This window comes from Pseudomonas sp. TE4620 (genome assembly GCF_056279045.1).
The window spans coordinates 3559068-3578669 of record NZ_JBWBQO010000001.1 but is presented as its reverse complement, the minus strand read 5'-3'; the positions used below and the strand labels follow the sequence as shown (position 1 = coordinate 3578669).

The following is a 19602-nucleotide window of genomic DNA, read 5'->3' as shown; positions in this document are numbered from 1 at the left end:
GCGCTGCCTTGTCTTCATCTGGGAGTGTTGATAGGGTGGTTCTTCGTGAAGCGTATAAAACGGTGAGGCGTTAATGGCATTCCTTACACCTGCTGAACTGGCGTCAAAAGGGTTCAAGAAACTGGGTTCCAACGTACTGATCAGTGACAAGGCCTCTATTTACAATTGCGACCAGATCGAGATCGGCGATAACTCCCGAATTGACGATTTCTGTGTCGTCTCCGGTAAGGTGTCGATCGGTCGCAATGTGCATATCGCCGTTTTCTGCAATGTTGCCGGGGGCGAGCCAGGTATCACCCTGGAAGATTTTTCCGGCCTGGCCTATGGCTGTCATGTATTTGCCCAGTCCGATGACTATTCCGGCAAGACCATGACCAATCCCACGGTCCCCGCGCAGTTCAAGGGCGAAACCAAGGCCGCGGTCCGACTTGGTCGTCACGTGATCATCGGCACCTCCTCGATCGTAGTGCCCGGAGTCAACGTCGAGGATGGCTGTTCTGTCGGGGCGATGACCCTGGTGACCAAATCCACTGAAGCCTGGGGTATCTATTTCGGAATCCCGGCCAAGCGAATCAAGAATCGCAACAAGGGCCTGCTCGAGTTGGAAACGCAGTACCTGTCAACACCCTGAGTCAAAACGCGCCGCCCTGGCGCGCCAGGATATTGTCGATCAATTGTGCTGGAATACCTTGCCTGCCGTTCGTCTGTTTCTGACGGGCAAACCCGAAAAAGTGCCTATTTTGCTGGGCTTTGCGACCTTTTGGTCGGGAACTTTTCCTACAAAGATTGGCCAGAGAGTGGTTTGCCTTTGCATAAACTGTCACAATGCGCGCCTTTCTCGTCTGATGACAGGGAAGTTTCTCCGGGATCGAGTCAATGGGGCAGGGAGCGCTGCTTACCAGGATTTTGGTGACACCTCGCTTGTCGTTGGAGCCATTGTTACTCGACCAGGCAGGCATGTGCGTGACCAGCATTTCCCGTATACCCCCCGTAAGCCAAAGTAGCGATATCGATTTTTTTGCCGTGGTTCAAAGCCTCTGGAAGCAGAAATTTCTGATCGTTGCTGTCACTCTGGCAGTTGGGGCGGCGGCGGGAGCCTATGCCTTCCTCACCACTCCCGAGTATCAGGTCAGCACCACGCTGCGCCCTGCTGCGCTCAACGATCTGGATGCCCTGAACCGCTCTGGTGTTTACTCGCTGCCGCGTGAGCAGGCGCTCACCCGCGTCGGCGCCGCGCTTGATTCCTACGATGTGCGCCTGGGTTACTTTCGCGCCAATCCTCAGCTTTTCGCTCCTTTGCGCATGCCTGGCCAGACCGACGAACAAGCTTTCGAAGAGTTCAACCGCAATTCCATCAAGCTGGTGCAGCCGGACCCCAAAAAGAAGGTTGACCTGCTCAGCGCCTACATTGGCATGGAGTTGCGCTATCCAAAGAATGTCGACGGTGACGAGATCCTCAACGGCTTCGTTAAATACGCCATTGAAAGCGAGCGCCAGCAAGTGGCCTCGGACTTGTCGGTCATTATCAAGAACCGCTTGAATGAACTGGATGGCAAGCTCGACGCAGCCCGTGCCGGATATGAAGCAGGCAAGGAGTCACAAATTGCCACGCTGCTGGAGAAGGACAATCTCACGCGCGCGCAACTGCAAGATGAACTTCGGGCACTGCGCGTTCAGCTCAAGGCGCGCCGTGCCGACCGAATCGCCCAGCTGGATGAAGCCATCAGCATCGCCCGTTCGCTGGGCTTGAAGAAGCCGTCTACCCCTTCGGCCATGGCCAGCGAAGGCGAGTCTGGTGGCAATGTGATCCGTACTGAGGTCAATAACCAGCAGATCCCGCTGTACTTCATGGGTACCGATGCCCTGGAGGCCGAGCGCAAGGCCCTCCGTCAGCGAACTTCCGATGACTTCACCGACCCGCGGGTGGCGCAGATCGGCAAAGAACTCATGCTGCTGAAGAACAATCGCCGGATCGAATCATTGAAACAGCGAGAGAACGAAGATGTGTTCTTGCAGAACATCGAACCGTTGCGTTCTGAAATGGCCCGCTTGAAAAAGCTCGATATCGATGTGATGCGCTTGAATCTGGTCACCATTGACCAGTACGCGCTGGAGCCACTCAAACCCGTCTGGCCGAAAAAGTCGCTGATGATTCTAGCGGGCCTGGCCGTGGGGGGGATGTTGGGGGTGTTGCTGGCGATCATTCGTTACTTTGTCGTCTTGCGGATGACGAAGGTGGCAAAGGGCGGCGAGCCATTGGGCAATCCCCAGTAAGTCAACACAGGTTCGCAGCCCTTGTACGGGCTGCGGGCAGGTCCGCTGCCTGGCTCCGTGAAAGGGGCATGGTTACTTCTCAAGTTAATGTGCACGGCAGACGGCTTTCTTGAAGGGCCGCGGCCAGCATTATTCAGTTCATCAAGACCAACTGGTCAGATTTTACATAGGGACGCGTTACATGTTCACTAACAAGACCATTCTCATCACAGGTGGTACCGGCTCCTTCGGCAACACGTTCGTGCCGATGACACTGGCCAAGTACAACCCCAAGAAGATCATCATCTTCTCGCGTGATGAAATGAAGCAGTGGGACATGGCGAAGAAATTCGAAGGTGATTCCCGCGTGCGCTTCTTCATTGGTGACGTGCGAGACAAGGATCGTCTGTACCGGGCGCTGGATGGCGTCGATTACGTGGTGCACGCGGCGGCAACGAAGATTGTTCCGACTGCGGAGTACAACCCGTTCGAATGCATCAAGACCAACATCAATGGTGCAATGAACCTGATCGACGCCTGCATCGACAAGGGCGTGAAGCGGGTCGTGGCGTTGTCCACCGACAAGGCCAGCAGCCCGGTTAACCTGTACGGCGCCACTAAACTGGCTTCCGACAAGCTCTTTGTTGCCGGTAACTCCTACGCTGGCGGCCATGACACGCGCATGTCGGTGGTCCGTTACGGCAACGTGATGGGCTCGCGTGGTTCGGTCATCCCGTTCTTCATGTCGATCAAGGACAAGGGTGAGTTGCCGATCACCGATGAGCGTATGACGCGCTTCATGATCTCCCTGGAAGAGGGCGTGGAACTGGTCTGGCATGCTTTCGAAGATATGGAAGGCGGCGAAATCTATGTGAAGAAGATCCCGTCCATGAAGGTGACCGACCTGGCACGGGTTGTCGCTCCCGAGGCTCGGCAGAAAGTCGTCGGTATCCGCCCGGGCGAGAAACTGCATGAACAGATGATCAGTGCTGAAGACGCTTATTACACCTACGAGTATGCCGAGCACTTCAAGATCCTGCCGGTCATCAATGACTGGGCCAACTGCGAGAAGCGCATCAAGGACGGCAAGAAAGTGCCGGAAGGTTTCGTCTACGCCAGTGACAACAACACGGAGTGGATGAGTGATGCCGATCTGCAAGAGTGGATCACCATCAACAAAGAAAAAATCGGGAGCATCTGAGCCATGATCCCTTATGGTCGCCAGGACATCAGCCAGGCTGATATCGACGCTGTCGTCAGCGTCCTGCAGTCCGACTTTCTCACTCAGGGCCCAATGGTGCCGGAGTTCGAGCAGCGGGTTGCACAGCATGTAGGCGCGCGTCACGCACTTGCGCTCAATAGTGCAACGTCGGCATTGCATGTTGCCTGCCTGGCCCTGGGGCTGGGGCCTGGTGATCGTTTGTGGACTACCCCGGTTACTTTTGTCGCATCGGCAAACTGCGCCTTGTACTGTGGGGCGCAGGTCGATTTCGTGGACATCGACCCACGCACCTATAACCTCTGCCCACAAGCCCTGGCGCGCAAGTTGGAGCTGGCGGAGCAAGCGGGGACGCTGCCCAAGGTTGTGGTCCCGGTGCATCTTTGTGGTCAGCCCTGCGACATGCAGGCGATCCATGCGTTGGCCGTGCGATACGGATTCAAAGTCATCGAAGATGCCTCGCATGCCATTGGTGGCCAATACCAGGGCGAGTTCATCGGTAACGGCAAGTACAGTGACATTACTGTGTTCAGCTTCCATCCGGTGAAGATCATCACCACCGCCGAAGGCGGTATGGCGGTCACCAACGACGACGCATTGGCACAAAAGATGGCCTTGCTGCGCAGCCATGGCATCACCCGCGACCCGCAACAGATGACCCATGAAGCTGATGGGCCCTGGTGCTACCAGCAGATCGATCTGGGTTTCAACTACCGCATGACCGAACTGCAGGCGGCCTTGGGTGTGAGCCAGATGCAGCGCCTCGATCAGTTCATCGCTCGCCGGCATGAACTGGCGGCGCGCTACAATGAACTGCTGGCAGCATTACCGCTGACCCTGCCGTGGCAGCATCCAGACAGTTATTCCGGATTGCACCTGTATGTGATTCGCCTGCAACTGGACAAGATCGACAAGACCCATCGCCAGGTTTTCGAGTCGTTGCGGGAGCAGGGTATCGGAGTCAATCTTCACTACATTCCGGTACATACCCAGCCTTACTACACCGCCATGGGGTTTGCCCGCGGCGATTTCCCTGAAGCTGAAGCCTATTACCGGGACGCCATCAGCATCCCGATGTTCCAGACCATGAGCGAGTCTCAGCAGGACGTGGTCGTCGCTGCACTGACCAAGGCCTTGCAGGCATGAAACTGGCGGTCATTCCCGCCCGTGGCGGCAGCAAGCGTATTGCGCGCAAGAACATCAAGATGTTCTGCGGCAAGCCGATGATCGCCTGGTCGATCGAGGCCGCCCTCAATAGCGGTGTTTTTGACCGGGTGATCGTCTCGACCGACGATCTGGAGATCGCCGAGGTGGCCCGCCAGTCCGGGGCACAGGTGCCATTTATCCGTCCCGCGCTACTGGCTGACGATCACAGCGGCACAGTGCCGGTGATTCAGCATGCCATTGAGTGGTTCGAACAGGACGGGCAGCAGATCGATTACCTGTGCTGCCTTTACGCAACGGCACCCTTTGTAAGGCCCGAGGATTTGCAGGCAGGGCTCGACGCCTTGATCCGTGAACAATGCGATTTTGCCTTTGCCGTTACCCGCTATGCATTTCCTGTCCAGCGGGCAGTACGGATCAACACCCAGGGCCGGATTGAAATGATCTATCCGGAGCAATTCAATACCCGCTCGCAAGATCTACAGGAAACCTTTCATGACGCTGGCCAGTTCTATTGGGGGCGTACGCAGGCCTGGCGGTTGGGCAAGCCCGTGTTTGGGCCCGGCTCGGTACCGGTAGTGCTGCCAGGCCACAGGGTCCAGGATATCGACACGCTTGAAGATTGGGTTCGGGCTGAATGGATGTTCCGGGAAATGAACCGGTAAACCTTGATCCGGCTCAGGAGTCGCGAAAGGGCTTTCAGGGTAAGTTGCCAGGGTTGTTGTGATGCTGCGTAAGATCATTGAGGTAGGCGGGTGGATCGATTGAAAGTTGTGTTCCGTGCAGACGCCTCCGTCGAGATTGGCATCGGGCATGTCATGCGCTGCCTGACCCTGGCCGATGAGCTGACCGCACAGGGCGCGCACTGTCACTTCATTTGCCGGGCGCATACCGGGAATCTGATCGAGCAGATCAGGTCCCGCGGCTATCAGGTCCATCCGCTGCAAGTGGTGACCGGCATTGCCGGCAATCCGGGGGCGGACCGCGGAATCTACGGTTATTGGCTGGGGGCCAGCCAGGTAGAGGATGCGGCTGCGTGTGCTGCGCTGCTTGAAAGCATCAGGCCGGACTGGCTGGTTGTTGATCATTACGCTCTGGACCAGCAATGGGAGGGCAGTATTGCGGGGTTGTCCCGCAAGTTGATGGTCATAGACGACCTAGCCGATCGAGCCCATCAGTGCGACCTGTTGCTTGATCAGTCGTTGGGACGTTCGCCTCAGGATTATTGCCGATGGGTGCCTGCGCACTGCAGGTTACTGTGCGGTGTACAGCATGCATTGCTGCGACCGGATTTTTCCGCGTTGCGGGGCGATAGCCTGCAGCGCCGGGCGGCATTTGCCCTCAGGAACGTGTTGATCACCATGGGTGGCGTCGATAAGGACAACGTCACGGGACGCATTTTATCGGTCCTGGAAACGCTTTCCCTGGCCACTATCTCCCGGGTAACCGTAGTGATGGGGGCTACCGCGCCCTGGCTCGAAGAGGTTCGTGCCCAAGCCCGGACCCTGCCATTCAGCACCGAGGTCAAGACCAATGTCAGCAACATGGCAGAGCTGATGGCTGCCTCTGACCTTGCTATCGGTGCGGCCGGTGCAACCTCATGGGAGCGTTGCTGCCTGGGTTTGCCGACGCTGATGGTTGTGCTGGCGGAAAACCAGGTATTTGCCGCCCGACAACTGGCAGCTACCGGCGCCGTGCTGACGCTGGCGCTGGATGAGACTTTGGGCCGCGACCTTGCCCGGTATCTGGAACAGGCGAGTGGGGATCCGTCCATGTTGGAACAAATGAGCCAGCAGGCACGAAAGATTGTCGACGGCTCCGGCTGCCGGGTCGTCGCGCAGGTTATGGCTGAATCGGAAAAGGATTGAACACGTGCAGGCATTTGGAAAACTGCGAAATATCGAGGCTGACGAAGTCGGCCTGATGCTTGAGTGGCGAAACGCACCCGCCGTGCGGGCCAACATGTACACCCGGCATGTAATCAGCGAGCAGGAACACCTGGCATGGTGGCAACGCCTGCAGCAGCGCCAGGACCAGCAGTACTTCATGTACGAGTGGCAGGGGGGGGCTGCGGGGATTGTCGGCTTCACCGACATCGACACCCACAGCGCCAATGCCAGCTGGGCGTTCTATGCCGCCCCGGATGCCGCCAAGGGCACTGGCAGCCGTATGGAGTTTCTCGCGCTGGAGCATGCGTTCAACGTGCTGCAGCTGAACAAGCTCAATTGCGAGGTGCTGGCATTCAACAGTGCCGTCATCAAGCTTCACCAGAAGTTCGCCTTCCAGGTGGAAGGTATTTTTCGCGAGCAGCACCGTGTGGACGACGCGTACGTCGATATATACAGGCTGGCGCTGCTGTCCCGTGAGTGGGATATGCACCGTGATGTCATGCAAGAAAAACTGAATAAATTAATTCGAGGCCAATGATGAATCCGATGATATCCATTGCAGGGCGGGCAATCGGTGCCGCGCATGCGCCTTACATCATTGCCGAGCTGTCTGCCAACCATAATGGCAAGCTCGAAACAGCAATGAGGATCATCGAGGAAGCGAAGAAAGCCGGCGCCGATGCGGTCAAGCTGCAAACCTACACCGCAGATACCATCACGCTGAACAGCGATGCTGAAGAGTTCCGCATTCACGGGGGGCTGTGGGATGGCCGTACCCTGTACGACCTTTATCTGGAGGCGCAGATGCCCTGGGAGTGGCACCAGCCGTTGTTCGAGCATGCCCGCAAACTGGGTATCACCATTTTCAGTTCGCCCTTTGACTTTACTGCCGTCGACTTGCTGGAAAGCCTGAATGCCCCGGCTTACAAGATTGCCTCCTTCGAGGCAATCGACCTGCCATTGATCAAATATGTGGCTGGCACTGGCAAACCCATGATCATTTCTACCGGCATGGCCGATGCCGAAGAGATCAGCGAAGCGATCGAGGCCGCGCGTGAGGGCGGCTGCAAGGAGCTGGCAATTCTTCATTGTGTCAGCGGCTATCCGGCGCCGGCTGCGGAATACAACTTGCGCACCATTCCCGACATGGTTCGCCGTTTTGGTTTGGTCACCGGGCTTTCCGATCACACCCTGGACAACACCACTGCGATTGCCGCCGTTACCTTGGGCGCTTCGATCGTCGAGAAGCATTTCACCCTGGATCGCAAGGGTGGAGGACCGGACGACAGTTTCTCGCTGGAGCCACTGGAGCTCAAGGCGCTGTGTCAGGACAGCAAAACCGCATGGGCGGCACTGGGTGACGTCAACTACGCGCGCAAATCCAGCGAGCAGGGCAATGTGCAGTTCCGTCGCTCGCTCTACTTCGTCAAGTCACTGGCCGCAGGTGATGTGGTTACCGCCGATGCGATCCGCAGCGTCCGTCCAGGGCGTGGTGTTGCGCCGAAATACTTCGATGACGTTGTTGGCAAGCGAGTAAAGACTGCGGTGCTGGAAAACACACCTGTCGATTTTGCCTCTCTCGATGTTGACTGAATAACCCGGTGCACGCTGGGCTCGAACCCGTAGTTCAAGGAGTTGAAAATGGCTGGGAGTACATTGAAGAAGATTGTCGGAAGGGTCTATCCGTTTCGTCGGCTGGCCTTTTTTACCCAGCGCCTGATCACCAGGCCTGGTCACCGCGAAGCGCTTTCCGAGGTGGCCTGCAAGCGACTTCCAGCCAAGTCTTCTTCGAGCCCATTGCCGCAACATGAACTGGGCGAACTGGGCCGCAACGGTTATGTCATGCTCGACGACCTGGTCACCTCCGACCAGGTTGCCCAGATGAAGGAATACTTCCAGGACAAGCAGGCATTCGACCGCTGGAATGCGGCGTCGGGGTTGTTCGATCCCGCGCATCCGCCTGCAGATTGCCATACCGCGCCATTCCTCAATTCCGATATCGCGCAGTCGCCATGGGCGTTGAAATGGGCCAACGACAGTCGCGTGCTGGCGATTGTTGAGAACTGGCTGGGCGCCAAACCGACATTGTCGAACCTCAGCGTGTGGTGGTCTTACCCCGGTCATGACACCCCACAAGAGGCCGAGTGCTTTCACCGCGATGTTGATGACCTGCGTTTCATCAAGTTGTTTATCTACCTTTCAGATGTCGACGAAGGCGCCGGTCCCCACGTCTTCGTGCCGGGCAGTCACAAACATGATGGTTTCAACAAGATCCGACGTTACAGCGATTCAGAAGTGATCGAGGCCTTTGGTCAAGACGGGATCAAGTACTTTACCGGAGAGCAGGGCAGTGCCTTCCTGGAAAACACCTTTGGCCTGCACAAGGGGCAACTGCCGACGCATAAGCCACGGTTGCTGTTTCAGGCGCAGTATTCACTGCATCCCATAGGTATTTACGAATATGCACCGGTAAGCGTCGAGCTGGGTGCGCCCCTGGATAATTATATCAATCGGTTGTACGTCAAATGAAAGGCACGCTGAAGCGCTTGTTCGAAAGCTTTTTCCGACTGTCGTTGGTCAGGGCGCTGGTGCGCGCGATGATTCATGTAGTTGATCTGCTGGGACGGTTCTGGACCTTTGTCAAAATCAGGGCTGTCGCCGATATTCCACGCGGTAGCAACTGTCACTGGAGTGTCGTCCTGAAGTACCCCGAGAACATCAAGTTTCATGGCCGGGTCATGATCAGTCCCGATTGCGTTATCGGGGCAAAATCACCTGTGCACCTGGGGAATGAAGTGCGCCTTTCCCAGGGTGTGCATATTGAAACGGCCTCCCTGGATATCAATGGTCCGTTGCCCTATCAGCATGTCTCGAAGCCGGTCTGTATCGAAGACGGGGTCTGGCTGGGCGCGCATTGCATCGTACTGGCCGGGGTAACCATTGGCCGTAACTCAGTGATTGGTGCCGGCGTCGTGGTCAGCAAAAGTGTCCCGGAAAACTCGATCGTAGTCGGATCGGGATTCAGGTTTATCGAGCGGAAAGAAAGCTACTGACCTATGAATATTGTACTGATAGAAAATAGGTACAAGACCTATTTCTGGGATGCGCTGGCCAAGTGCTTCATTGCTGATGGCCATAATGTCCAGTGGATTGTACAGAACCCGCTTTTTGCACCGGCCCATGGTCAGGCCAGGCTGATCGGCTTTCCCCGAGGGAAGGACTTCAGCCCGCTGGGTGGCGACGATCTGTTCACCCGGACACGTCAGTCAGATCGTTTCGTCAATTATTTTGGCGGTCAGCCTACCCACTACCACTACTACCGGCAGGCCATCTGGCAGGCGCTGGATGACGCCAAGCCGGACCTGGTCATTGGCGAGGCCACGCTGTTTCATGAACTGCTGGCGGTAGAATGGTGCAAGGCTCGCGGAGTAGCCTTTTTTCATCCCTCCATGCCCGGCTATCCGGGAGGGCGCTACAGCATCTACGCCGCAGACAGCAAGGAGGCTATTGGTACGTCCGCGGACTGCCCGGCGGACGAGGACTGTTTTGCCCTGGCTGAAGCTATTCGCAAGCGCGAGAAGGTTCCGGACTACATGCGTCCCGCCCTGCCTTCGGATCCGGGGCGGGTGTTTCCGTTGCACGGTTCCTGGCCCAACCGGCTGACGTTGATCAAAAGCTACCTGGGGGGGGAGCGGTTCAATACGCCTTCACCGGTAAAGAAGTGGTTGCTGGACCGGGCGGTAAAAGCGCGGCTGGCGCGTTGGGCGCAACTCAGTGGCGAGCGCTTCAGCCTGGATGCCGATCAACATTACCTGCTGTACCCAATGCAGATGCAACCCGAATCCAACCTCGACCTGTGGGGACAGGATTTCCGTAACCAGGCCGAGTTGATTGCAGCGTTGGCACGAGCGCTTCCCGCCCACTGGAAACTGCTGGTCAAACTTAACCCCAAGACCAAATATGAACTGGACGATGCCCTGCTTGAACAGATCGTATCCGTGGACAATATCATCCCGGTTCCCTACGAAGTCGCAATGGGTTCCCTGCTCGAGCACGTCAAACTGATCTGTACCGTTACCGGGACTATTGCCGTGGAGGCGGTCTTGTCGCGCAAGCCACTGGTTCAATTCGGTCCAGGCGTGCTTGCCGGCGAGCCAGGATACGTACAGTTGAGTGATGTCGAAGGGATTTCGCAGGTTATTCAGGACGTGGAAAGCGGAACATTCACGCTTGCCGACGATGCGGCCAGAACCCAGTTGGTCCGCAAGCTGTATACCACCACCTTTGCCGGGCTGGTCTCCGACCCTGCATCGTTGCCAGCAGTGCTCGACCAGGACAATGTCCGGCAAATTGCAAACAACCTGGTTCGAGTGGCGGAGCAACACAGATGAAACGCACCTTGGCGTCGCTGTTGGGGTTATGCCTGCCAGCATGTGCCCTGAAGAATATGATCCTGCGCGCCCTGGGCTGGCATATCGGTGCCGGGTGCCGAATCGGTTTTTCCTGGATTCGTGCCGAATCGGTCATGCTCGGCGAACGGGTTTCGGTTGGCCACGGTAACTACCTGGACTGCAAATGCCTGGTCATGCGGCCGGCGGCTTACATTCAGCACTTCAACCTGGTGAAGGGCGACATCTGGGTGTTCCTGTTGCCGAATGCGGCACTTGGCAACATGAACAAAGTGTACCGGGCACGCCGTGGCGTTACCTGGGGTCGGGCAGTGTTGCGGCTTGGGGTCTACTCGAAAATCACCTCGAAACACATCGTCGACTGTACCCGAAGTGTTCGCTTTGGCGATTACTCAACGCTCGCTGGATCGGGCAGCCAGATCTGGACGCATGGATACATGCATGCGCCTTCGGGGCTGGATCGTTTTCGGGTCGATGGTAGCGTGCGTATCGGTGACAACGTCTACATCGGCTCGATGACAGTGGTCAATGCAGCAGTGTCGATCAGCGATGGGGTTACGGTCGGGGCCGCTTCCTGCGTTTCCAAATCGTTGCTCAAGCCAGGGCTGTATGTCGCGCAGCCGCTGCGCTGGATCGCCCTGGATTATGAGCAGGCCATGGTTCGCCATCCCAAAGTCGAAGTCCGGGGATTGGTGGAGCGGGTCTATAACAAGAAGCCGGGGATTTAGCGTTGCTCATCCATGCCAAGCGGCTGCTGGTACAGGCAGGTCTTTTCGGGTTATCGAAATCAGCAGTGTTGTTCGCGCCGTTTCTCGCTGCCTGGACGTTGAGCAATGCCCAGTATGGTGCGGTTGAGTGGTGGCTATCAGTGTCGATGGCGCTGGGGCCGTTGCTTGCACTGGGCATGCATGGCGTCATCGCCTATGGCACCTTGGGTGGACCTTTAGCCAGTGGCGTACAAACTGCCACCGCGTATGTGCTTATCGCCTGCGCGACGGTCATGGCTGCGAGTTGGCTGGCATTTCATCTGGTCACGGAGCCATCGCTGGCTGCTGCCGCGGTTATCGGCTTGCAAAGTGCACTTGTCGTGCTGCAACTGGCAACCTCAGCCCGGCTTAAAGCGTTGGGCAAAGGCGCGGTGGCGTCGATATTCGAGAGTGCCCTGTATCTCACCCTGCTTTTTGGCTTGGCCTCACATTGGCTGGGTGTGGACTTCATGGCCTTCTATGTGCAGGTCATGGCGCTCTGTGGCGTGCTCATGATCGGGGTATTGCTCAAGGTCTCGCAACTGCCCGGGCGTGAGGCGCTGCGTTTGGGTGCGTTGCGTGGAGTATTTCGCCACAGCTACAAGTTCCTGCTGGGAGGGGTGTTGATGGGCGCGTTCATGGGCGGCCCGCGAATAGTGCTCGGGGTACTGGACACAGAAACCACCGTTGCGGCGTTTTCAATTGTATTTCGCTGGCTGTCCATTGCCATTGTCGTGCATCAATTTATCAACACTGTGTTCTTCCGGCGCGTCTATGGCAGCGTGGTCGCATTCAGAAGTACAGCAATCATGGCTTGCGTGACGCTGGTTGCCCTGGCTGCGGCCGTTATAGCGACAGTGCTCTGGTTTGTTCCCGGGGCCGAACTCGGCCTTCCCTGGCCGTTGCCGCAAGATCGCTGGTTGGTAAGTAGCATGGCGCTGGTCATGGTGCTCTGGGCGACCAGCGCAAGCCTTGAAGGCGTTTTGGCCAGTGCGGCACGACCGGGCTTGCAAACCCTGTGTGTCGCCGCGGGGATCAGTGTATTTGTGCTGTTTGTAGGCATTGGTTACCTGTTGCCGACTGTCAGCTTCACTGGGTTGATCACGCTGGCCTGGATCGCCGGATTTCTGATGATCGTGGGCATGCAACTGTATTGGGCAGTGAAACTGGAACTGTTCACCTTCAGGCTGGAGAACATATTGAAAGTGGGTTTGCGATGACGCCGTTGTTGATAAGGCTTGCGGTGTTTCCGCCCTACCGGATTTTTCTCTGGGGTGGCTTGTGCTGTCTGTTGATCTGGTTTTTTGCCCCGATTGACTACCTGTATGAAGCTGGCCCGTCTTCGCTCTTTATCCTCGTGGCCTATGTCTACCTGTTCTTCCTGGCCTTGTTTTTTTCGGCTGGCTTGACCCGGGCGAAAGTTCTGACGCTTGAATGTGATGCGCGCTCCATTGGCCGCCTGGTGTGGCTTGTTTATGGCCTTGGAAGCGTCGGTTTGGTGCTTCGGGTTATCGAACGGATCTTTATCCGGGCCGGCGGCAATATCAGTTCCGATTTTATGGAAAACCGCGAGCTGATTGCCACCGGTGGCTCGGGCAGCATTGCGCTGGTCGGTGCGGTGTTGTCTTCATTCTTTCTATTCTTACCCATCTTCATCTGCATGATGCGGGTGGCCGGCGCGCGCCGCTGGTATCACTTTCCGATGTTGTTCTGCTGCCTGTTGTTTGCCGTTTTCGACATGGTCCTGCAGGGCTCCAGAAGTGGACTGGTGGTGTTCATGGCGACTTCGTTGACCGCTGCACTGATGACCGGATATGTCAGGCTTTCCCTGCGCAACCTGTTGCTTGGCCTTGCACTGGCCGTTGCTTTTATCTGGCTGGGGGGCATGGTCTTCTGGATCCGTACCCAGCAAATGGGTCTGGATCCGGTAGCGTCAATGGAGCTTTCCGGTTATGCCCGATTTGCCCCAGCCAGCGCTCAGGTCGTGGAGTATCTGGGGCAGAACGACAGCTCGGGTCTGGCTGGACTGATTTATGCGCTGACCCACTTTTCTCAATACATCACCCACGGGTTGTACGAGTTTTTCTATCTGGCCTCGTTAGTTGATGGCGCCAGTACCTATGGGCTGCAGAGCTTCTACATTCCCGCCAAGATCATCATGTCGGCCCTGGGTAAAGGGGATATCGAGGAGGTGTTGATTGACGGTGTCATTCGCCCGGGTGTCTACACCACGTTGTTCGGGCCCGTGGTCTATGACTTTGGCATCTGGGGTGGGGCTCTGGCATGTCTGATCTTTGCCGTGGTGCTGGGGCTGGTAGCCAGGGCCGTGAGCCGTCAGGGTATCGCCTGGTTGCCGATGTACCTGATTTTTTGTTCGTTCTTGCCGTTCTTTCTGGTCGTCAATCTGTTTGTCAGTGGTATCGGGCAGTACGCAATGATTGCCGCAGTGCTCCTGGGATTGATACTCCGCGTGTTCTATTCAACGTTGTTCAAAGCGTCTGACGCGGTGTAACAGGCAGTCGCGGCAACACATTGATTTTTTGAAAATTTGCGATGGTGATGTAGTGAATATCAGGGTAGCGGTTGTTCATGATTGGCTGGTGACATTCGCAGGTGCAGAGAAGGTGTTGGCTGAAATTATCAGTCTCTGGCCTCAGGCAGATCTGTTCTCTGTGGTGGATTTCTTTTCTGACGCCGAGCGTAAAAAGATCGGTGGCAAAGTTGCCACGACGACCTTCATCCAGCGTCTTCCACAGGCCCGCAAGCGCTATCAACTGTACTTGCCGTTGATGCCACTGGCGATTGAACAACTGGACCTGTCGGGTTATGACCTGATCATCAGCAGCAGCCACGCGGTGGCCAAAGGGGTGATGACCGGCCCTGACCAGTTGCACATCTGTTATTGCCACTCACCGATCCGCTACGCCTGGGACCTGCAGAACCAGTACCTGATCGAGTCCAACAAGAGTGAAGGGCTCAAGGGCTGGCTGGCCCGTTACCTGCTGTTCAAAATTCGCAACTGGGACGCGCGCACGGCCAACAACGTCGAGCATTTCGTCTCCAACAGCAATTACATCGGCCGCCGTATCGGCAAGGTCTACAAACGTGAGGCGACCACCATCTACCCGGGGGTGGATGTTCAGGACTTTGCTTTCACGCCTGACAAGGAAGACTTCTACCTGACCGCTTCGCGCATGGTCCCCTATAAAAAAATGGACCTGATTGTCAGGGCCTTCAGTGCCATGCCCGACAAGAAACTGGTGGTGATCGGCGACGGGCCGCAGTTCGATAAAGTCACGCAGGCTGCCGGACCGAATGTGCAGGTGCTGGGGTATCAGCCTTTCGAGGTCCTGCGTGACCATATGCAGCGGTGTCGGGCATTTGTGTTCGCTGCCGAGGAGGACTTTGGCATCACCCCGGTCGAAGCCCAGGCTTGCGGCACGCCGGTCATTGCCTTCGGTAAGGGCGGTGCCCTCGAAACCGTCGTCGAGGGGAAAACCGGGATGTTTTTCTATGAGCAGACCGAGGCTGCGATTTGTGCCGCCATCAGCCAGTTTGAAAGCGCTGGGGATTTTGATCCGGCAAGCATTCGTGCGCATGCCGAACAATTTGCTCCCGAGATTTTTCGAGAGAGGTTCAAGCGTTTTGTCGATGACAAGTGCCAGACGTTTTTCGCTGGCTGGCGACACCATCAATAACGTGTGATGAAAGCTGGTGCTGTCGGGAGCAGACCAGCAGCCAGTCAACTTCGGGTTGGCTGCATCGATGGCGATCATGGGCAAAGAACCCAGGCGCCATAGGGCAATAACAAGCAACATTTTTATAGGACTTCCGGGGCGCGGCCAAGAGGCCGTCAGGCTCCGGAATGGGGGAGGATGTGTAGGGTATGGAACTGATCAATCGTTATCAGCCCACGTTTTCAGAGCGCTATCCGGTACCGTTCGTTGTAGCGTTGCTGGATATGTTGATTGTTATTGTGGCCTCCTTGCTTGCCCACGATTATCGATTTGCAACGTTTGACATGGCAGGCCGCTACAACACCACGACACTGCTGATCGCGGCGGTTGTTGTCCTGTGTATCACCTTTGGCGGCGGCTATGGATCGCAACGTGGCGTATCCATCTGGCGACAACTGGGCATTCTTCTGGCGTGCTGGTGTCTTGCTGCGGGAATCTTGTTGTCGCTGTCATTCTTCTTGAAAGTGTCGGGTAATTACTCGCGGATATGGTTTTCTTCGACCTTGATTCTGGGCGCAGTATTCAGCCTGTCGTTTCGCGTGATCGTTTATCTGGTCCTGCGCCAGCTGCGATCTTCGGGGATGAACCTGAAGTCTGTTTTGCTGGTAGACACCGGTGGCGAAACGGCACGGCGCCTGAACCGTACACGCAAGTTGAACGAGTTTGGCTTCAAGGTGGCGACGTCCTTCAACTATCGGGCAGACGAAAGCTGGTTGGCCGAGCTGGTCGAACAAGTTGAAAGGCATGGGGCTCATGAAGTCTGGCTGTGCTTGCCGCTTAGCGAGGGCGGCGGTATTCAGGCGGTAATGTACGCCTTGAGGCATCACACGGTGGCAGTACGCTTCATTCCGGAGTGGGGCGATATCCGCTTGCTCAATCATCGTGTCAGCTACATTGCCGGGCTGTATTCGCTGGACTTGAGCTGCAGTCCGATCGACGGGCCGGCGCAGATCGTCAAGCGCCTGGAAGATCTGGTGGTCGGCGGCCTGATCAGTCTGATGATCCTGCCGGTATGTGCCGTCATCGGCATTGTGGTCAAGCTCAGCTCGCCTGGCCCGATGTTGTTCAAGCAGTACCGCACCGGGATCAATGGGGTGCGCTTCAAGGTGTACAAGTTCCGTTCGATGGTCGTCCACGATGACAAGGATGTAACCCAGGCGACGCGCAACGATATGCGTGTGACCAAAGTGGGCGCGTTCTTGCGGCGCACCAGCCTTGACGAACTGCCACAGTTCTTCAATGTCCTTCAGGGGCGCATGTCTCTGGTCGGGCCACGTCCTCATGCACTGGTACATAACGAGTATTACAAGGACCTGGTCGAGTCTTATATGCAGCGGCACAAAGTCAAGCCGGGTATCACCGGTTGGGCTCAGGTCAGCGGTTTTCGTGGTGAAACCGACACCCTCGAGAAGATGCAGAAGCGGGTGGAGCATGATCTCTGGTACATCGATAACTGGTCGCTGTGGCTGGACCTGAAGATCATTGCCAGCACCGTGTTCAAGGGGTTCATCAACAAAAATGCGTTCTAGAAGGCGGTTTGATGTGAGTGCTGACCATGGGTAGCTACTGGAATGATGACAATCGTTGGCGGTACCTGACAGGCTGGGTGTTGGCACTGGGCTTGTTTGTGCTGATCAGTGGCAAGGTATGGTTGACCTCAGGGAGCGCGCGTAACAGTCAGGTGTATTTCCTCTTGCTGTTGCCGGCCCTGGTGTATGCAATAGCCGCCATCGCAAGCAGAAAAGTGCGCATGCCTGGTTTGTGCTATTGGATCTGGTCGAGCTACCTGGTGTGGGTCGCCTTATCCGGTTTGTGGGCAACCGGTAGTGAGCGTGATGTTCTGGCGCTGGCCAAGCGCGGTGTGTTCATAGCCTTGTTCATGGCTGCGGTTCACATCCTCGTCAATGGGTCGCCCCAGGTCTTTCGCAAGGCGCTCTACGCTGCGGTCATCGTCGTTGCCCTGGGGGCATTGGCTACGTTGTTCTTTCAGTTCTATTGGCTGGACCGCCCCTTGCACTACCGAGCCTTTCGCCTGGATCGCCTGGGCATCGGCGACTTTGCCAACTATCGCTATCCGGTCGCTGCCGGCATGTTTCATGGCGCTATAGCCAGCTGGGCGTTTGCGCTTGCAGTCGATAGAACAACTTCGTTGCGCAAGGCTGTTGCCTGGATGGCGGTGTTTCTGGTGCTTGCAGCTTATGTGCTGTTGACCTACGCGCGTGGCGCGTGGATCGGTTTAGCGGCGAGTTGTCTGGTGGCCATTTTGCTCCAGCGTTCAAAACTTGGGTGGTGGATTCTTGGTGCTGGTCTGCTAGTGTCCCTGGGCGTCGCGGTGATCTGGAAAGATCATGTACTCAACGAATTGTTGACGCGTCGTCTCTCCGGGCGTAGTCCCATCTGGGAGTATTTTTTCTCCAGTATGTCCGGCTCCTGGTTAGTCGGGCACGGGCTTGGTACTCCCTTCGCCTATCATTGGCCAGATGGCAAGACGGTGTCACCTCATGCACACAGTCTGTATTTGCAGCAAGTGTATGACAGCGGCCTGATCGCGCTGGGACTGCTATTGGCGGGGTTGGCCTGTGTATTTAAGAAAGCCTGGAGCATGCGCCGTGATCCGTTGATCTGCCTTACATTGCCCGCGCTGTGTTATGCACTGATCGTCATGCTGACGGATGTCGAGAGGATCTTCACCCGGCCGGGCGATTACTGGACCATAGTCTGGTTGCCATTGGCAGTGCTGCTTGCCGTTACTGATCAGGGCAAAAACCGCGGAAGTTGCACAGGCAAAGAGTGATCGGCCCTCGTTGCTGATGCCTTCACTACATGAAAAAAGTCGCCCATGGGCGACTTTTTTCAAGGTCTCAAGGCGTCAGTATTCAGGCGTCACTGAAGGGTAAAGCTTGACCGCCATTGTCGGTCAGGTACTTGCCAACACTATTGTTGGCGTGACGAAGTACCGAGCCTTCACCGGTAACCCGTACTGAAATGCCACGGGTATTGTCTTCGCTGCAGTGTTCCATCCAGACGGTACGTGAGCCCTGAACACTAAAGTTGATCGAGTGTTCACTCAGGCTGTCTTCGCAATGCACGCCATACCACCAGGAGATCCCCTGGCTAGCGATACTGCCGCCGTCGGCGATGTTCGTGCCAAGCGACTGTCGAATGTCGCAGCCAAGAACTGCCGCCAGGCCGCCGTCGCTCATCGACATGCCATTTTTGCCACTACGCTGATTGCCATGGGTGTCGATATCCCCGGCATAACGTACTTTAGTGTTGATGGCGATATGTTTAGGTTGCGCGTCATCTTTTTTGCGGGAACTGATGCCATGATCCCGACTGCGATAGATTTCACAGTTGTCGAGAACAACATAGCCGCCTTCGTTGGCGATACCTGAACCCGGGGAATACCAGAACGCGCAGTTCTTGAAGACCGCCTTGGACACCAGGCCAGAGGCATTCAGTACCCACGGCAGGACACCGAGGAACAATATGTTTTCGAAATAGGCTTCACCGCCTTGTACGCGCATTGTAGTGGTGCCGGGCTGGCGATACACAATGCCGAGGATATCTTTCAGTGCGTTGACATTAGTTGCAAGTTTTTTGCTGACATAGAGCGTGCGTTCTTTCTGATCAAAGAACCAGCCTTCCTCGCCAGCCTGTTCCAGGTCGGCGAACTCGCGCAGCGGCTTTGGCCGGGAGTATTCGTCCAGCACATTCGATACAGTAACGGCCCGTGGATCGGAGCCGGCCGGAATCAACGCGCGGTAAAACTTGCCGCCCTGGGCCCAGTCGAGCGCTTTGGGCTCAGGCCCCGGCGCGCGGATGACGGTCAGCTTGCTCAGGTCAAACGGGCCTTGGTTTGGATTGCTGGCGCCAATGAAACTGCGAGCACTGGCACCCGAGCCGTTGTCGATGCGGATCTGGAAAGGATCATGCGCGCCGGCTGCCAGCGACTCGGCATCGGCCGACGGCAGCATGGAAATCTTGTCCATGATCTTGGCCGCGTCTTTACTTACTGTAACGGTTCCATCGGCATTCAGGGCCAGCAAGTCAAACGGCAGCCAGTCCATGCCGGTTGGTGTTTTAAGTGCATTCGACGAACCCGAAACAATAACTTTCGTGGCGATCCCTGCCAGGGCAACCACGCCCAGGCCAACAATAAATTCCCTTCTACGCATTTGACTC

General features: G+C 56.6%; 19 protein-coding genes. 17 read left to right on the top strand and 2 right to left on the bottom strand.

Features of this window, described 5'->3' with window-relative positions; genetic code table 11:
* Positions 1-73: 73 nt before the first annotated feature.
* The gene (locus ACZ9A3_RS16560) at positions 74-631 is read left to right on the top strand and encodes an acyltransferase (RefSeq protein WP_093380442.1); all 558 of its coding nucleotides are present in this window, start codon (positions 74-76) and stop codon (positions 629-631) included.
* A gap of 1 nt (position 632) precedes the next feature.
* Here ACZ9A3_RS16560 and ACZ9A3_RS16555 read toward each other — a convergent pair whose 3' ends face one another.
* Positions 633-974, bottom strand: a complete 342-nt coding sequence (locus tag ACZ9A3_RS16555; RefSeq protein WP_177329135.1) for a hypothetical protein — start codon at positions 972-974, stop codon at positions 633-635.
* Here ACZ9A3_RS16555 and ACZ9A3_RS16550 point away from each other — a divergent pair.
* The 16 genes from ACZ9A3_RS16550 (at position 964) to ACZ9A3_RS16475 (ending at position 18211) form a co-directional block, all read left to right on the top strand.
* Positions 964-2274 (top strand): Wzz/FepE/Etk N-terminal domain-containing protein, encoded by a 1311-nt coding sequence (locus tag ACZ9A3_RS16550; RefSeq protein WP_052676505.1) that lies wholly within the window; start codon positions 964-966, stop codon positions 2272-2274. The genes ACZ9A3_RS16555 and ACZ9A3_RS16550 overlap by 11 nt on opposite strands.
* Before the next feature lie 181 nt (positions 2275-2455).
* Positions 2456-3454 (top strand): UDP-N-acetylglucosamine 4,6-dehydratase (inverting), encoded by a 999-nt coding sequence (gene pseB, locus ACZ9A3_RS16545; RefSeq protein ID WP_045195347.1) that lies wholly within the window; start codon positions 2456-2458, stop codon positions 3452-3454.
* A 3-nt stretch (positions 3455-3457) separates the two neighbouring features.
* Positions 3458-4618, top strand: coding sequence for a UDP-4-amino-4,6-dideoxy-N-acetyl-beta-L-altrosamine transaminase (gene pseC / locus ACZ9A3_RS16540; protein WP_476252921.1), 1161 nt, complete (start codon positions 3458-3460; stop codon positions 4616-4618).
* The gene (gene pseF / locus ACZ9A3_RS16535) at positions 4615-5301 is read left to right on the top strand and encodes a pseudaminic acid cytidylyltransferase (RefSeq protein ID WP_093380444.1); all 687 of its coding nucleotides are present in this window, start codon (positions 4615-4617) and stop codon (positions 5299-5301) included. Before pseC ends, pseF begins: the two co-directional genes overlap by 4 nt.
* 90 nt (positions 5302-5391) lie before the next feature.
* On the top strand, positions 5392-6504 hold the full coding sequence (gene pseG, locus ACZ9A3_RS16530; protein ID WP_476252920.1) for a UDP-2,4-diacetamido-2,4,6-trideoxy-beta-L-altropyranose hydrolase: 1113 nt from the start codon (positions 5392-5394) through the stop codon (positions 6502-6504).
* 4 nt (positions 6505-6508) lie between these two features.
* Positions 6509-7063 (top strand): UDP-4-amino-4,6-dideoxy-N-acetyl-beta-L-altrosamine N-acetyltransferase, encoded by a 555-nt coding sequence (gene pseH, locus ACZ9A3_RS16525; protein ID WP_249744406.1) that lies wholly within the window; start codon positions 6509-6511, stop codon positions 7061-7063.
* The gene (pseI, locus tag ACZ9A3_RS16520) at positions 7060-8118 is read left to right on the top strand and encodes a pseudaminic acid synthase (protein ID WP_249744407.1); all 1059 of its coding nucleotides are present in this window, start codon (positions 7060-7062) and stop codon (positions 8116-8118) included. The genes pseH and pseI overlap by 4 nt, the downstream gene beginning before the upstream one ends.
* Positions 8119-8166: 48 nt before the next feature.
* On the top strand, positions 8167-9054 hold the full coding sequence (locus ACZ9A3_RS16515; RefSeq protein WP_213603520.1) for a phytanoyl-CoA dioxygenase family protein: 888 nt from the start codon (positions 8167-8169) through the stop codon (positions 9052-9054).
* The gene (locus ACZ9A3_RS16510) at positions 9051-9578 is read left to right on the top strand and encodes an acyltransferase (RefSeq protein ID WP_249744408.1); all 528 of its coding nucleotides are present in this window, start codon (positions 9051-9053) and stop codon (positions 9576-9578) included. The genes ACZ9A3_RS16515 and ACZ9A3_RS16510 overlap by 4 nt, the downstream gene beginning before the upstream one ends.
* A gap of 3 nt (positions 9579-9581) precedes the next feature.
* Positions 9582-10916 (top strand): capsular biosynthesis protein, encoded by a 1335-nt coding sequence (locus ACZ9A3_RS16505; RefSeq protein ID WP_213603521.1) that lies wholly within the window; start codon positions 9582-9584, stop codon positions 10914-10916.
* Positions 10913-11662 carry an acyltransferase gene (locus tag ACZ9A3_RS16500; protein WP_213603523.1) on the top strand — a complete coding sequence of 250 codons (750 nt, stop codon included), beginning with the start codon at positions 10913-10915 and terminating at the stop codon, positions 11660-11662. The genes ACZ9A3_RS16505 and ACZ9A3_RS16500 overlap by 4 nt, the downstream gene beginning before the upstream one ends.
* 2 nt (positions 11663-11664) lie before the next feature.
* Positions 11665-12900, top strand: coding sequence for a hypothetical protein (locus ACZ9A3_RS16495; RefSeq protein WP_213603525.1), 1236 nt, complete (start codon positions 11665-11667; stop codon positions 12898-12900).
* On the top strand, positions 12897-14192 hold the full coding sequence (locus tag ACZ9A3_RS16490) for a hypothetical protein (protein WP_213603527.1): 1296 nt from the start codon (positions 12897-12899) through the stop codon (positions 14190-14192). The genes ACZ9A3_RS16495 and ACZ9A3_RS16490 overlap by 4 nt, the downstream gene beginning before the upstream one ends.
* A 58-nt stretch (positions 14193-14250) precedes the next feature.
* Positions 14251-15378: a glycosyltransferase family 4 protein gene (locus ACZ9A3_RS16485; RefSeq protein ID WP_045195753.1), complete on the top strand. Its 1128-nt coding sequence runs from the start codon at positions 14251-14253 to the stop codon at positions 15376-15378.
* Between the two features lie 194 nt (positions 15379-15572).
* On the top strand, positions 15573-16946 hold the full coding sequence (locus ACZ9A3_RS16480) for an undecaprenyl-phosphate glucose phosphotransferase (RefSeq protein WP_082075420.1): 1374 nt from the start codon (positions 15573-15575) through the stop codon (positions 16944-16946).
* Positions 16947-16972: 26 nt separating this feature from the next.
* Positions 16973-18211 carry an O-antigen ligase family protein gene (locus ACZ9A3_RS16475; protein ID WP_213603529.1) on the top strand — a complete coding sequence of 413 codons (1239 nt, stop codon included), beginning with the start codon at positions 16973-16975 and terminating at the stop codon, positions 18209-18211.
* Positions 18212-18293: 82 nt separating this feature from the next.
* On the opposite strand, the gene ACZ9A3_RS16470 is transcribed toward ACZ9A3_RS16475, so the two are convergent.
* Complete coding sequence (locus ACZ9A3_RS16470) at positions 18294-19595, bottom strand: hypothetical protein (RefSeq protein ID WP_213603531.1); 1302 nt, start codon at positions 19593-19595, stop codon at positions 18294-18296.
* Between the last annotated feature and the right edge of the window lie 7 nt (positions 19596-19602).

Excerpts from the sequence above, each read along its gene's own strand:
- pseI (WP_249744407.1), top strand. The coding sequence starts at position 7,060 with ATGATGAATCCGATGATATCCATTGCAGGGCGGGCAATCGGTGCCGCG.
- ACZ9A3_RS16475 (WP_213603529.1), top strand. The coding sequence starts at position 16,973 with ATGGGTAGCTACTGGAATGATGACAATCGTTGGCGGTACCTGACAGGC.
- ACZ9A3_RS16490 (WP_213603527.1), top strand. The coding sequence starts at position 12,897 with ATGACGCCGTTGTTGATAAGGCTTGCGGTGTTTCCGCCCTACCGGATT.
- pseC (WP_476252921.1), top strand. The coding sequence starts at position 3,458 with ATGATCCCTTATGGTCGCCAGGACATCAGCCAGGCTGATATCGACGCT.
- ACZ9A3_RS16505 (WP_213603521.1), top strand. The coding sequence starts at position 9,582 with ATGAATATTGTACTGATAGAAAATAGGTACAAGACCTATTTCTGGGAT.
- pseB (WP_045195347.1), top strand. The coding sequence starts at position 2,456 with ATGTTCACTAACAAGACCATTCTCATCACAGGTGGTACCGGCTCCTTC.
- ACZ9A3_RS16555 (WP_177329135.1), bottom strand. The coding sequence starts at position 974 with ATGCTGGTCACGCACATGCCTGCCTGGTCGAGTAACAATGGCTCCAAC.
- pseF (WP_093380444.1), top strand. The coding sequence starts at position 4,615 with ATGAAACTGGCGGTCATTCCCGCCCGTGGCGGCAGCAAGCGTATTGCG.
- ACZ9A3_RS16510 (WP_249744408.1), top strand. The coding sequence starts at position 9,051 with ATGAAAGGCACGCTGAAGCGCTTGTTCGAAAGCTTTTTCCGACTGTCG.
- ACZ9A3_RS16515 (WP_213603520.1), top strand. The coding sequence starts at position 8,167 with ATGGCTGGGAGTACATTGAAGAAGATTGTCGGAAGGGTCTATCCGTTT.
- ACZ9A3_RS16560 (WP_093380442.1), top strand. The coding sequence starts at position 74 with ATGGCATTCCTTACACCTGCTGAACTGGCGTCAAAAGGGTTCAAGAAA.
- ACZ9A3_RS16470 (WP_213603531.1), bottom strand. The coding sequence starts at position 19,595 with ATGCGTAGAAGGGAATTTATTGTTGGCCTGGGCGTGGTTGCCCTGGCA.
- ACZ9A3_RS16500 (WP_213603523.1), top strand. The coding sequence starts at position 10,913 with ATGAAACGCACCTTGGCGTCGCTGTTGGGGTTATGCCTGCCAGCATGT.